Annotated in this window: 10 protein-coding genes; 2 read left to right on the top strand and 8 right to left on the bottom strand. The window is 56.4% G+C overall.

What is annotated here, in order from left to right:
• Positions 1-88: 88 nt before the first annotated feature.
• The 5 genes from ACO6TI_RS15645 to ACO6TI_RS15625 all read right to left on the bottom strand — a co-directional run bounded on the left by ACO6TI_RS15645 (position 89) and on the right by ACO6TI_RS15625 (position 7,820).
• Positions 89-3,094 carry a bifunctional [glutamine synthetase] adenylyltransferase/[glutamine synthetase]-adenylyl-L-tyrosine phosphorylase gene (locus ACO6TI_RS15645; RefSeq protein WP_422385267.1) on the bottom strand — a complete coding sequence of 1,002 codons (3,006 nt, stop codon included), beginning with the start codon at positions 3,092-3,094 and terminating at the stop codon, positions 89-91.
• Complete coding sequence (locus ACO6TI_RS15640; RefSeq protein WP_108872982.1) at positions 3,048-4,505, bottom strand: sensor histidine kinase; 1,458 nt, start codon at positions 4,503-4,505, stop codon at positions 3,048-3,050. The genes ACO6TI_RS15645 and ACO6TI_RS15640 overlap by 47 nt, the downstream gene beginning before the upstream one ends.
• Complete coding sequence (locus ACO6TI_RS15635) at positions 4,489-5,175, bottom strand: response regulator transcription factor (protein WP_104703005.1); 687 nt, start codon at positions 5,173-5,175, stop codon at positions 4,489-4,491. The genes ACO6TI_RS15640 and ACO6TI_RS15635 overlap by 17 nt, the downstream gene beginning before the upstream one ends.
• A gap of 188 nt (positions 5,176-5,363) precedes the next feature.
• A complete protein-coding gene (locus ACO6TI_RS15630; protein WP_422385266.1) occupies positions 5,364-6,896 on the bottom strand; it encodes a Do family serine endopeptidase in 1,533 nt (510 codons plus the stop codon).
• 276 nt (positions 6,897-7,172) lie between these two features.
• Positions 7,173-7,820: a glutathione S-transferase gene (locus ACO6TI_RS15625; RefSeq protein ID WP_422385265.1), complete on the bottom strand. Its 648-nt coding sequence runs from the start codon at positions 7,818-7,820 to the stop codon at positions 7,173-7,175.
• A 129-nt stretch (positions 7,821-7,949) separates the two neighbouring features.
• On the opposite strand from ACO6TI_RS15625, the gene ACO6TI_RS15620 reads away from it, so the two are divergent.
• Together ACO6TI_RS15620 and ACO6TI_RS15615 are read left to right on the top strand one after the other, a co-directional pair.
• The gene (locus ACO6TI_RS15620) at positions 7,950-8,948 is read left to right on the top strand and encodes a DUF2336 domain-containing protein (RefSeq protein WP_196878384.1); all 999 of its coding nucleotides are present in this window, start codon (positions 7,950-7,952) and stop codon (positions 8,946-8,948) included.
• A 162-nt stretch (positions 8,949-9,110) separates the two neighbouring features.
• A complete protein-coding gene (locus tag ACO6TI_RS15615) occupies positions 9,111-10,190 on the top strand; it encodes a DUF2336 domain-containing protein (RefSeq protein WP_055112765.1) in 1,080 nt (359 codons plus the stop codon).
• A 21-nt stretch (positions 10,191-10,211) separates the two neighbouring features.
• Here ACO6TI_RS15615 and ACO6TI_RS15610 read toward each other — a convergent pair whose 3' ends face one another.
• The 3 genes from ACO6TI_RS15610 to ACO6TI_RS15600 all read right to left on the bottom strand — a co-directional run bounded on the left by ACO6TI_RS15610 (position 10,212) and on the right by ACO6TI_RS15600 (position 13,260).
• On the bottom strand, positions 10,212-11,453 hold the full coding sequence (locus tag ACO6TI_RS15610) for a bifunctional alpha/beta hydrolase/OsmC family protein (RefSeq protein WP_055112161.1): 1,242 nt from the start codon (positions 11,451-11,453) through the stop codon (positions 10,212-10,214).
• Positions 11,454-11,575: 122 nt separating this feature from the next.
• Positions 11,576-12,352, bottom strand: a complete 777-nt coding sequence (locus ACO6TI_RS15605; RefSeq protein ID WP_348316988.1) for an ABC transporter ATP-binding protein — start codon at positions 12,350-12,352, stop codon at positions 11,576-11,578.
• Complete coding sequence (locus tag ACO6TI_RS15600) at positions 12,349-13,260, bottom strand: ABC transporter ATP-binding protein (RefSeq protein WP_235808843.1); 912 nt, start codon at positions 13,258-13,260, stop codon at positions 12,349-12,351. Before ACO6TI_RS15600 ends, ACO6TI_RS15605 begins: the two co-directional genes overlap by 4 nt.

Raw genomic sequence — 13,260 nt, 5'->3', positions numbered from 1 at the left:
TTCCGCCAACTGGGCGGGAGCCATTTCCGTGATCCGCCAGGTTCTTACAAAGAGGGCGCAATCTTCCCGGGGAATGGTGTCTGGGCAATCAGGGAGAGACCTTTGTCTCGACGGCTTCAACCGGGCCAACCAACTTTACGAATGTCTGGCGGACCCTGTTCTGGAGCTCCGCCAGTTCTATCTCGAGCCGGGTGAATGTCGGGCAGTTCGAGGCCTGTACAAGCAAATCCAGAACACCCCCGGGGGCTTGTGTCGCCACGAACTTTCCCGAGAGCGACAGGCGCAACACCTGTGTCAGCCGCTGATACATTCGCAATGCCTCCAGGAGCAGCTCGGCATCACTGGGATCCAGGCAATCTGCCTCCCGGAGACCTTCCAGCGCTTCTTCTGTACCCTGTGCCAGCACACCGGGCGTTTCATGCGCATGCACAAGTTGAAGGTACTGTGCGATAAATTCGATATCCACGAGACCGCCGGCAACCTGCTTCATGTCCCAGACGTCTTTCGTGCCCTTTTCCTTTTCGATCCTCGCCCGCATGGAGCGAACATCATCCGCAAGCTTGGTCCTGTCCCGGGATTTCGTGAGTGTCTCCCGGATGTTATCCATGATCTTCTGCCTGAATTCCGGGCTCGAAGACGCGATCACCCTGGCTCTCGTCAAGGCCATGTGTTCCCAGGTCCAGGCATTTTTTTCCTGATAGGTGATAAAGCCATCCAGATTGGTTGCCAGCGGCCCTGCGTTTCCAGATGGACGCAAACGGAAATCAACTTCGTAAAGCTGTCCTTCCGCGGTGGGTGCCGAAAGGGCCGTCACAAGCCGTTGCGTCAAACGCATGTAATACTGGGTAATGGCCAGCGGCCTTTTGCCATCGGACTCCTTGACACCGTCCGGGGCCTCGTAAAGCAGGATCAGATCAAGGTCTGACGATGCCGTCACTTCCCTGCCGCCCAGTTTGCCCATGGCCAACACCGCGACATTGCCACCCGGCACAACGCCATGCGTTTCGCCGACATGAAGCACGACCTGCCGGAGCAGCCTGTCCACGACGACTTCCGCCAGGCGCGCCAACGCAAAGCCGACACGATCAGCAGAAAGTGTATCGGAGATCAAACGCAGACCGATCAGGAATTGTTGCTCCTGGGCAAAGATGCGCGCCCTGTCGAGTGCCTCCTCGTAAAACCGGGCCTGGGACAGAGTGCGGTCGAGACCAACACGAAACTCTTCGACACTCGGCATGGCTCCGAAAAAGGCCGGATCAAGTACCGCGTCCAGCACATGAACGCGTTTGGAGACCGTTTCTGCAAGCCGCGGTGCCGCGCCCATGGTCGTGGCAAGCAGGCTCAATAATTGCGGATTGGATCGCAGAAGAGAAAAGAGCTGAACTCCCGCCGGCAGTTTCGACATAAAGCTGTCGAACGCGACCAGCGCCGCATCGGCATTGTCGGTAGCCGCAAGCGCTCCGATCAGGGTCGGATGCATCTCCGTCAGCCGCTCACGGGATTTGGTCGAACGGGTGCACGGATAGCGGCCGAAATGCCAGGACTTCACGATGCTCGCGGCCTCAGCCGGTTGTTTGAACCCCAGACGCGACAGGGTTTCCAACGTCTCCGGATCGTGGTCGTCTCCCGTGAAAACCAGGCTGCCCAACTCAGAAGACAGTCCAGGCTCATCTTCAAAAAGCTCAGCGTAATGATGCTGAACCTTTTTCATGTGAGCCAGAAACTCGTCCTCGAACGACTGAAGAGTGACAAAACCCATCAAGGACGCGATGCGCGTCAGGCCTTCTGCGTCCTTTGGCAGTAGTTGCGTCTGCTCATCGTTCAACATCTGGATGCGATGTTCGACATTGCGCAGGAACACATAGGCCTCGCGCATCTCGTCGCGTGTCCTGAGGCGGATCCAGTCGGCTTCGCAGAGGGCATCCAGCATATCAACCGTACGCCGGCCCCGGAGCGCCGGATTGCGGCCACCTGCAATGAGTTGCTGAGTTTGAACAAAAAACTCGACCTCACGGATACCGCCACGCCCCAGCTTGACGTTGTGCCCTGCAACGGCAATTGCACTGTGCCCCTTGTGCATATGGATCTGTCGCTTGATCGACTGCACGTCGGCAATTGCCGCAAAATCCAGATATTTGCGCCAGATGAACGGGACGATTTCGTGCAGAAAAGCTTCACCGGCCGGCAAGTCGCCGGCACATGCGCGCGCCTTTATCAGGGCCGCGCGTTCCCAATTCTGGCCAAGGGATTCGTAATAAACCAGTGCAGCGGGAACTGACATTGCCAGCGGCGTGGCGCCCGGATCCGGCCGCAAACGCAGATCTGTGCGGAAGACGTAGCCATCTGCTGTTCTGTCCTGCATGATCTTGACCAGGCGCCGTGTCAGGCGGACGAACTCAACCGGTGCTTCCACTCCTGCCGCCATCGGCGCTTTGTCGGGGTCGTAGAGAACAATCAGGTCGATGTCGGATGAGTAATTCAGCTCGTTCGCGCCGTGCTTGCCCATGGCAAGAACGATCAAACCGCTGCCGACTTCGGGTTTTTCCTGATCTATCGGCTCGAACTTGTTCCGGCGTGACAGATCTCCCAGGCAAAAACGAATGGCCGCCGTAAGTGCCGCATCGGCAAACCCGGCAAGTGCACCTGTCACCTGTTCCAGGTCGATTGCACCACAGATGTCGGCAAGCCCCAAGGTCAGCGCAAGATCGTGCTTGAGCAACCTCAACGCCCGCATGATACCGGCTTCATCCTCCGCCGTTGAGTCATGTGCCAGTGACAGAAGCCGCCGGATCCGGAGTTCCGGTGCTTCCTTCAGGATGCTCAGGAGCCTCGGTGGGTCTGCCAACATGAGATCGCGCAGATAAGGCGAGTTGCCCACGATCCCCATCAGGAACGGTTCCAGGTTCTCATGTGAACCGAATTGCGATCTCAGCGTGTCACCGGCTTCCGGATGATCAAGAAGATCCTTTAAGAACAGGGTGGCACGATCGACATCAGGTGTTACAGGAACGATTGCAAGACGATCGACAAGGAGTTGGGGCTGCTTGTCAATTTCCTGCCGGCTGCCCTGCCTGTCCGGATTGTCCTTCGCCATGCCCGCTCCTGCTGTTTTCCGGCGCGACCGGCGCCAGATCTATTCGGGCTGAAAGGCCCACGTCCTCATTTTTGAAGCGCAAGTCTCCCCCATGCAAGCGGGCAACGGCTTTGACAAGGCTCAATCCCAAGCCCGTTCCAGGTTCCGACCTGCTTTCTTCCAGCCGGACAAAGCGATCCATGACCCGATCGAGGTCCTTGTCGGGAATTCCGGGGCCGTTGTCGGCGACTGTCAGGTCGACGCGGCCATCCTTTTCCTTTGCAGACAGCCGGATCACAATTTCCCCGTTGTCCGGACGGCCGTATTTCAAGGCATTTTCAATAAGATTGACGAGAACCTGGCTAATGAGATCCCGGTTGCAGACGGCAGTCAGTCCTTCAGGAATGTGGGTTTCCAGCCTGCCTCCTTCATCCTCGACCAAAGGCTCGTACAATTCGGCAATCTCGGCAACGAGGCGCTTCAGATCTGTCGGTTCCATAACCGAACCGGGCGCCATGGACTCCACACGAGCGATCCTCAGCAACGCGTTGAAGATCCGAAGGAGATGATCGGTCTCGTTCAACGTGCTTTCCAGCGCGCCGCGATAGCCTTCTTCACTACTGGCTTCCCGCAGCGCCGTTTCTATCCGGGTCTGAAGCCGTGTCAGCGGTGTCTTGAGGTCATGGGCAATATTGTCTGTCACATCCTTCATCGACTGCATCAGAACTTCGATGCGGTCGAGCATGTCGTTCAGGTTTACGGCGAGGCGGTCAAACTCGTCATTTGTGCCGGCAAGCGACAAGCGCTCTGTCAGGTCGCCATTCATGATCATCCGACTGGAAGCAGATATGTCGTCAATACGCTTCATGACCCTTCGGCTGACAAACAGCCAGGTGATGACTGCCATGACGACGACGACGACAAGCCATAGCCGCAGCGCGTTTGCCAGAAGATTGGAAAATCTCAGCTGGTCACCAAGGTCTCTGCCTACAAGAAGGCGGAAGCCGCCACGCAGCTCGAACGTCCGGACCATCGCCTGTCGCTCGATTTCCTGGGTTCCCTCTCCCAGGCGCGTATAGCGTACACGTCGCAGACCGCCGTCGGCTTCCTCAAGAACGATTGTCGGAAGGCGGGAAATATTGCCGACCAGGGCATTTCCGGAGAAGTCCATCAGAAGATAAAGACTGGCATCGGGATGCCTTGTCCTGTCGTCGATGGTTTCGACGAGATCCCGAATTCCACCGCGAACATATACGTCCGACAGGCCCTTGAGTTCTGCATCGACAGACTGAACGACCTGTTCAGACATGAGATCTTCGGTGCTTTCGGAAACATAAACCAGAAGCACGCCAGACATGACCGTGAAGACGGCGACATACAGCAACGACAGCTTGAACGCTGTCGTTCGGACAAATCTAGTGAGCCGCGTCACGGATCGTGTACCCGGCACCCCGGATGGTATGAAGCAAAGGTGTCTCGAAGCCCTTGTCTATCTTGCCGCGCAGCCGCGAAATATGGACGTCAATCACGTTGGTCTGTGGATCGAAATGATATTCCCAAACGTTTTCCAGCAGCATTGTGCGTGTCACCACCTGTCCCGCGTGCTGCATGAGGTATTCCAGGAGCCGGAATTCCCTTGGCTGCAGCGGAATCTCGGTTTCTCCGCGACGGCAGGAGTGAGCCATGCGATCAAGGGTCAGATCGCCGACGGAATAGGTGGTTTCGACCTGATTGGCCGATTTCGGCCTGCGCGCGAGCGCTTCGATGCGGGCCTGCAGTTCGGTAAAGGCATAAGGTTTGGGCAAATAATCGTCACCGCCTGCCTTCAATCCCTTCACCCGATCGTCGACCTGGCCGAGAGCAGATAAAATGAGAACAGGAGTGTGATTGCCTTCGCGTCGCAATTCCTGAACTATCGAAAGGCCGTCGAGCTTCGGCAGCATACGGTCGACAATCAGTATGTCGTAACTGCTGAGCAGAGCCATTTGCAGGCCATTTTGGCCGTCCGCAGCGTGATCGGCCGTGTGGCCGAGTTCGCTCAATCCCTTGACGAGATAGCTCGCCGCTTCTGGATCGTCTTCGATAACTAGAATTCGCAACATGACATCCTTTTACCTCGAGTTGCTTTGAAATGAAATGGCTGGCGGCGGCGATGGATGTGAGGCGCCGCCGCCAGACTGGCTGGGTTTACGGGCGAAACCCATGGCGAAGACCGGCCCGTCGGGGTTGGGGGCAGAGGGCAAGCCGGTCTCGCCGGTCAGGCTCCGGTTCTTGTCGAACCGGTTCCTGATCAGGCCAGGTTCATGGGCAGAGCCACAAACCGGGTTGTGTCGTTGGTCTCGATCCGGAAGAGAACTGCCTTTCGGCCGTCACTTTCCGCCTTGTCGAGCGCCTTCAGTACGTCATCCGCATTGTTGACCTTCAAGCCGGCCACTTCGAGGATCACATCACCGGCCGACAGACGCTTGTCGGCAGCCGGTCCATCAGGATCGATTTCCGCGATAACCACGCCTTCACCGTCAAGACCTGCTTCAGCCTTGGTCGTCACGATCAGGCCAAGATCGTCAAGGCTGGTCCCGGTCTTCTCGACCTGTGGTTCCGCTGCCTCGGCAACCTTTTCCCTTTCCTGGAGACGGCCCAGGGTCACAGAGACATCCTGTTCCTTGCCGTCGCGCCAGATCGTGACGTCGACCTTGGTGTCCGGTTCATAGGCCGCCACGATCTTGGAGAGATCGCGCGGGCCGTCCACCTTGGTGCCGTCAACCGCGAGAATGGTGTCGCCCGAGCGCAGGCCAGCCTTCTGAGCCGGGCTGTTTTCCTGCGCTTCCGCGACGATGGCGCCGCGGGCCTCTTCAAGGCCAAGGCTTTCCGCGATGTCATCGGTGACGTTCTGTATCTGAACGCCAAGCCAGCCACGGATAACGGTGCCGTCATCCCTCAGCTCCATGATGACATCTTGCGCGGTCGAGGCCGGAATTGCGAAGGCAATACCGACATTGCCACCGGACGGCGAGAAGATCGCCGCATTCACACCGATCACTTCACCGTTCATGTTGAAGGCCGGGCCACCTGAGTTGCCGCGGTTCACCGGCGCATCGATCTGGATAAAGTCGTCGTAAGGTCCCGCACCGATGTCACGCCCACGGGCGGACACGATCCCTGCGGTTACCGAACCGCCCAGTCCGAACGGATTACCGATCGCGACAGTCCATTCACCGACCTGAGGAGCTTCATCTGCAAAATCCACATACGTGAAATCTTTGCCGCCCTCGATCTTGAGCAGTGCAAGGTCTGTTCTCTTGTCGGCTCCGATCAACTTGGCGTTGTATTCGTCACCTTTCTGATCAATCACGGTGAATTCCGTACCACCGTCGATCACATGGTGATTGGTAACGACATAACCGTCCTTGGAGATAAAGAAACCGGACCCCTGGGATGTACCATACTGCCGCGGCGACCGGCGCTGCTTCTGGCCTTCTTCACCGCCTCGGCCACCGAAATCACGGAAGAACCGTTCAAACGGGTGGCCATTCGGCAGGCCCTTGAAGAATTCATCAGTGCTGTTGCCACCGTTGAAATTCATCATGCGCGGCTCGGCTTCCTGCTTCACCTGAACACTTACAACAGCCGGGCTGACGGTGCGGACAACGTCTGAAAAGTCTGCTGGCGCAGTCGCGTCGACACGAACAGGCTCTGCTTGCGCGAGCTGGCTTGGGACGACGGTCTGAGCGGTCAAAAGCCCGGCAGTACCGAGTGCGACAACTCCTGCCAGCAATTTGGCGCGGCGGGACCGCAAAGGAGAGACTGACCCACGATTTTGCATATTTTTTTCCTCTGTCGACATAACAATTGGAGGCCACAAATGGAGCGCACGGGGACCTACGCTCCGGGCTCAGTGAGGAAAGTAGGTATTCCCGCCTTACCGTTGCCTGTCGGAGGAGTTACATTTTTGTTAGTTTGAGAATTCGACCTCTCCCGCATCAGACAAAAGCCTCGATACATGTCGTGGAAGCTTATGTATTTGCGGAGAAATTTTCTGTTGCCCCTGCATTTTCCATTCCCGTGGAAATGACAAACCCACGCATCTTTTCCACAAACATCAAGCTGGAAAACGGATCGGTCGGTCGTCAGCGGTCCATCTCTGCCACTTCGGCATGACGGATTGAAATCTCTCAGAGCACTCGAATGCCTCGAGCCACCTTTTCAGGGCAAGCCACTCTTCACCATCGAACCAGGCGCGGTCCGTATTGGCAAACTGACGGACGAAGGGAAGGATTGCATAATCGGAGAGAGACGCGCTGTTGCCGAACAACCAGATCCGATTTGCAAGTCGCTCATTCAGTTCAATGAGAAACTCTGCCGCTGCCGTGCGTTCGTGTTCTCGTTGCGCATCTTCATAGCGCGTATGGTACTTGTAACGATCAAGATGGATCTTGAATGGACCATCGCACCGGGTGATCAGTGCAAGCATCTGCTCCCTGTCGCCTTCAGCGGGTCGCAGCCAGCTTTCCGGATCGTGGATCCCAAGCGCCCACAGCATGATATCCAGACTTTCATCAAGTACAAACGCATCCGTTTTCAGGCATGGCACCGTTGCAGAGGGAGAGGTCTGAAGAAACTCCGGAGCCTTGTCGCGCAGCACGATCTCGCGCAACTCGACCGACTGTCCACTCGCCGCAATCGCCAGGCGTGCACGTATTGCGAAAGGGCATCGTCGAAAAGAGTACAGGATTGGAAGAGTGTGCATGTCCACTCCATGGCGCATCATCGGCAAAAGGTCAATTTCGCCCACAGATTGCGATTTCACAAATTCAACCGCAGACTTTCACCGGATGTAAAGAATATTCCACGATACTCAATGTCACGGGATATCAACATGACTGATTCACTGCTTCAACTTGCCAAGGAAAGTTCTTCAGAGAAGAAACATGAGCTTGCAGAGCATGTCACCGGCTTACTTACCGTACGTTCCAAAGACGATAGCTCTGAAGCAATAAATCTTCTGAATAATATGCTTGAAGGTGTCTACGGGTCACTGGAACTCGAGGCAAGAAAGAAGATGTCAGAACGGCTGGCGGATGTTGGATCAACATCCTCCAAGCTCGCAGAAGCAATGGCGAATGACGAACTGCCCGTTGCTCAGGCCGTCCTCGAGCGGTCGAAGTCCCTCTCAGAAGACGCCTTGCGTTCGATCGCACAGAAGAAAGATCAGGGCCACCTGCTGGCCATGGCCAAACGCGATCATATCAGTGAGGACGTGGCCAAGCTTCTGGTCAAGCGTGGCAGCAAGGATGTCAGGCACGCACTGGCGTCCAACCTGGGTGCCGAAATGCAGATGCCGGTCTTTGAAGAGCTGGTCAAGGACATGCCGAAACAAATGGGGGAGCGGATACGGCACCTTCGAAAGTCAAACGAGGAACTGATCGAGGATCTGTTCCGGGAAGACGGTGAAATCGCTTCGGGGCAGAAACTGGAAAAGCGGGCCTCCAAGATCAGCCCGAAAGCCTGGCTCATGGGTATCAAGCTCGGCAAGACGACGCTGAACAAGGCTGTCTACCAACTGGCTCATGAACACAATCTTCTGGACGTTGCCGGGCTCCTGTCGGTCTTTTCCGGCCTTGAGATGAAATATGTCCACAACCTGATGGTGCGGTTCGATGCGACAGGCATCGCCACGGTCTGCCGTGCAAGCGGCATCGGCGCGATGGAATTCCAGGCGGTATGCAAGGAACGCTGCAAGCACCTGAAGTTCCCGGAAAGCACCGGGAGCAAATGGCTAACCAACTATCATATGCTGGACGACAACGATGCGCGCCGCCTGCTCGCACTCATGAAGATGAAGTTGGGATCCGCAGAAACTCATCAGGCAGCCTAGACGACTTCGGCAGTATGTTATGAAGCGCTTCACAGTACATTGCTGCGGAACGCTTGTTCATTGCCCCAAAATCGCTAATTTTCACATTTTTCAACTTCGCCTTATCCACTTGTAAACTGTCTCCGAGGTATTGTTGGCACCACAAGAATGGATGGATCCGACATGATCAATGATCTTCTCAATCAAGCTCAGGACAGTTCACCTGAAAAACGCCGCAAGCTGGTTGAACATGTCACAGACCTGTTTGCGACTGGTGCCGACAGCTATCAGACAGAAGAGATTTCGCTCTTCAATGCTGTTCTGGAACGCATGCTCCCGTCGATGGAAACCGAGCAGAAGAAGGAAGTGTCAGAGCGTCTTGCACCGATAGACACGACCTCCCAGAAAATTGCCTACGAGCTTGCAAGCGACGAAATCGATGTTGCTCAGCCGATGCTGACGTCCTCGAACGCGTTGAAAGAAGAAGATATTCTGCGTCTTGCAAAGACCATGGGACAAGGGCACCTGCTTGCCATTTCAAAACGCGATCACCTGGAGGCCAAGGTAACCGACGTTCTGCTGGAACGCGGCGAAAGCCCGGTGAAACAATCTGTTGCAGCCAACTCAGGTGCCGAGCTTTCCGATTGGGGGGGGCGCCTTTTGGTCAAGCTGGCCGAGCGCGACGAAAAGATCCGTGACGCGATGGTTGAGCGCTCGGACGTGTCCGAGGCCGACTATGAAAAGCTGATTTCACAGATGCCCGAGGCGCAGCAAGCCAAAATCCGCAAGATGCGCGAAGAAAACGAGCAGCTGGTCCTGTCGCTTTTCCACGAAGCCAGCAAGGTGGTCGCAAGCTCGAAACTGGAGCGGAAAGCTACACGTATCAATGCAAAGGTTATCCTGAAAGACGTCCGCGAAGGCCGAGGCGATCTTGGCAAGGCAATCACCCAGATGGCGTTGTCAAACAATCTCTTCGACATCAGCTTCATGCTTGCCGAAATGGCTGGACTGGATCAGAAATACGTCACAAACGTCATGGTTCGCTACGATGCGACCGGTATTGCCGTTCTTTGCAAGGCGATGGGCGTAGACCACAACGGCTACATAGCGTTGAGCCGGGCTCGGGCCACAAACAACAAACAACCCCAGACGACCGTCCAGAACTGGATCGGTGACTACCAGAACCTGACGGAAAAAGACGCGCGCCGTCTGCTTTCCTTCATGAAAATCCGCCTCAGCACACTTGAAGAACAAGCTGCCTGACCGGACGCACGCGCCTCGGGACTATTGCCCGGGTTCAACTTCACGGGTGATAACCGCCGCGCCCGCCTCAAGTGTGCGGTGAACCGGGCACTTGTCCGCGATCTCGAGCATGCGTTCGCGGGTCGCCGCATCAAGCTCGCCTTCAAGCGTGATCAGCCTCTCAAAGCGGTCAATCTTGCCCCCGCGCCCCTTCTGGTCATCCGAACAGTCTTCGCAATCTGCGGCGTGCACCTTGTTGTGCAGAACACGCGTGCCGATCCTGTCGACCTTCAATCCCTTTCGATCCGCATACATGCGCAGCGTCATGACTGTGCAGGCGCCAAGCGCCGTGGACAGATACTCATAAGGTGACGGGCCGCTGTCATAGCCGCCATAATCGGCAGGTTCGTCGGCGATCATGCGGTGATTTCCGACGGCGACCATGGACTGGAACTTGCCCTGCCCCGTTTCCACGACGTCGACACCGTCTCTTGCAGCTGAAGCCGTCGGCGCGGTTTCCGCATCAAGATACCTGCTGACCCAACCTGCGATCACTCTTGCCGCATAGGCCGCGTCTTCGCTGCGCGTCAAAAGGTGATCGGCCTTGTCGAGCGACACGAAACTTTTCGGGTGCTTGGCAGCAACGAAGATGTTTGTGGCATTTTCAATGCCGACCGTGTCATCGAGCGGCGCGTGCATGACCAGCAGCGCCTTGCCGAGATTTGCTGCCTTTGCCTTGACCGTCTGGGCCTCCAGATCCTCCAGAAACTCCCGGCGGATGGTAAAGGTACGGCCGGCAAGATCAACGTCGCCCGCGCCCTTGGCGCGGATCTCGTCAACAGATCCCTTGAAGTTGTGAACGACATGATCGGCATCGGACGGGGCTCCGATCGTCACGACGGCACGCGCTTCAGGGATCTCGCCAGCCACGGAAAGAATGGCTGCGCCTCCCAGCGAATGTCCGATCAGAAGCCGGGGTGCCTCGTAGTTCTGCCTCAGAAAATCGGCTGCCAGCTTCAGGTCCTCGACATTGGAGGAAAAGCCGGTCGAGGAAAAGTCCCCACCGCTGCCACCAAGGCCGGTGAAATCAAAGCGCAGCACGGCGATGCCTTCCGCGCTGAGCGCACCTGCGATATGCCGTGCAGCCGGAATGTCCTTGGAACAGGTGAAACAATGCGCAAACAAGGCAAATGCGCGGATCTTACCGGCAGGAAGATCCAGCCGTGCCGCAAGCCTGGCACCATGCGCACCATCAAATTCGAGTTTCAGCGGTCGGTTTGCCATAATTCACCCTCCAGCATTTTGTCGTATCAGACGTAGGCACGAACACATGGCATGCAAGTCACGGCTTGGTGTGATCGCTGTGAAGGAACCTGCCTCCGCAACTGCCGTCAAGAGGCTCGTTTTCAGGCAAACTCCTGGAACGTTTCAAGGGCAGCCCTGTCGTAACCTTGCGAAGCGGTCCACAACTGCTTGGTATAGGCGTGTGTCACTTCACCGGTTCGCATCTGATCCTCGGTAATTTCCTCGACGATCTCACCCCGGTTCATGACAGCAATCCTGCTGCAAAGGTGACCGACAACCGCCAGGTCGTGGCTGACCATGATGTAAGTCAGACCATGAGCCTTTCGCAACGCCGACAGGAGATTGAGTATCTCGGCCTGGACGGACACATCCAGCGCGCTTGTCGGTTCATCGAGCAGGATGACACGCGGTTCCAGGATCAGTGCCCGGGCGATCGCCACACGCTGACGTTGGCCTCCCGATAGCTGGTGCGGGTATCGGAAGCGGAATTCAGGGCCAAGGCCGACTTCCTTGAGGATTTTCAATATCCGTTCTTCGCGGTTGTCTAGTCCGTGAATGACCAGTGGTTCGCTCAAGGTATCGTCGAGCGTGCGTCTTGGATGCAGCGAACCGTAGGGATCCTGAAAAACCATCTGCATGTGTTTTCGCGATTCAACGGACCTTTTGTGCGTCAGCGCCTCGCCAGCAACCCTGATCGTGCCGTCCCAATGTGAATTGATACCGACCATGGCGCGCAGAACAGTGGATTTGCCGGAACCTGACTCCCCCACCAGACCGTAGCTTTCACCTTCTGCAACACTCAGGTTGAAATTCCTGACCGCGTGAATCTGGTTCTTGCCGGACCCGAAGGTGATGCTGAAATCCTCGATCTCGATCATGCCGCGCCTCCCTCCGGGACATCATCGCCTTCCGTCAACCATGCCGGGTCACGTCTGAGAACGGGGAGATCGTCATGATTGCCATCCAGGCGCGGAAGACAATTCAGCAATCCCCTTGTGTAAGGATGCTGCGCCTGGTCGAGATTTTTTGCATCAAGACTTTCCATTATCCGGCCACCATACATGACCAGGACACGGTCACAGAAGCTCGAGACCAGATTCAGGTCATGACTGATCAGCACAAGTCCCATGCCCCGTTCTCGTACCATGTCGTCCAGCAGGGAGAGAACCTGCATCTGAACCGTGACATCAAGCGCAGATGTCGGCTCGTCGGCTATCATGACCTGCGGATTTGTAATCAGCATCATCGCGATCATGATCCGTTGCCCCATTCCACCGGACACCTGGTGGGGATAAAGCGAATAGACTTTTTCAGGCTCGCGGATACGCACTGTCTCCAGCATGGCCAAGGCACGTCTTTTCGCTTCGGCGCGGGAAACATTTTCATGCCGGCGGCAGGATTCAGCTATTTGTTTTCCGACGGTCAATACCGGGTTCAGTGAATATTTCGGATCCTGCATGATCATGGAAATACGGGATCCTCGGATACTGCGCATGGTTTTCGCACTGGCCTGCATCAGATCCTTGCCATCAAACATCATCCGGCTTGCTTCGATCGACCCATTGCCGGCCGTCAGGCGCAGGAGTGCCCTCCCCGTCTGAGACTTCCCCGATCCCGATTCTCCGACAATCCCGAGTCGCTCCTTTCCCAGGTCGAAGCCGACGCCGCGAACAGCATGAACCTGGCCCTTCGGTGTCGCAAACCGGACATGAAGATCTCGGACGGAAATCAGCGGAGCCTCCCCCGGAGAGGATGTCTCAAAACCTGTCATTTTCATCTTGTTCAT

The organism is Roseibium album (genome assembly GCF_965233825.1).
In the GTDB taxonomy this organism is placed as follows: domain Bacteria; phylum Pseudomonadota; class Alphaproteobacteria; order Rhizobiales; family Stappiaceae; genus Roseibium; species Roseibium album.
Note: the sequence above shows the minus strand (reverse complement) of the source record. Positions and strands in the feature narration are given on the sequence as shown.

Coding starts and splice junctions, on each gene's coding strand:
- ACO6TI_RS15645 (WP_422385267.1), bottom strand. CDS start 3,094: ATGGCGAAGGACAATCCGGACAGGCAGGGCAGCCGGCAGGAAATTGAC.
- ACO6TI_RS15635 (WP_104703005.1), bottom strand. CDS start 5,175: ATGTTGCGAATTCTAGTTATCGAAGACGATCCAGAAGCGGCGAGCTAT.
- ACO6TI_RS15630 (WP_422385266.1), bottom strand. CDS start 6,896: ATGCAAAATCGTGGGTCAGTCTCTCCTTTGCGGTCCCGCCGCGCCAAA.
- ACO6TI_RS15625 (WP_422385265.1), bottom strand. CDS start 7,820: ATGCACACTCTTCCAATCCTGTACTCTTTTCGACGATGCCCTTTCGCA.
- ACO6TI_RS15620 (WP_196878384.1), top strand. CDS start 7,950: ATGACTGATTCACTGCTTCAACTTGCCAAGGAAAGTTCTTCAGAGAAG.
- ACO6TI_RS15615 (WP_055112765.1), top strand. CDS start 9,111: ATGATCAATGATCTTCTCAATCAAGCTCAGGACAGTTCACCTGAAAAA.
- ACO6TI_RS15610 (WP_055112161.1), bottom strand. CDS start 11,453: ATGGCAAACCGACCGCTGAAACTCGAATTTGATGGTGCGCATGGTGCC.
- ACO6TI_RS15605 (WP_348316988.1), bottom strand. CDS start 12,352: ATGATCGAGATCGAGGATTTCAGCATCACCTTCGGGTCCGGCAAGAAC.
- ACO6TI_RS15600 (WP_235808843.1), bottom strand. CDS start 13,260: ATGAACAAGATGAAAATGACAGGTTTTGAGACATCCTCTCCGGGGGAG.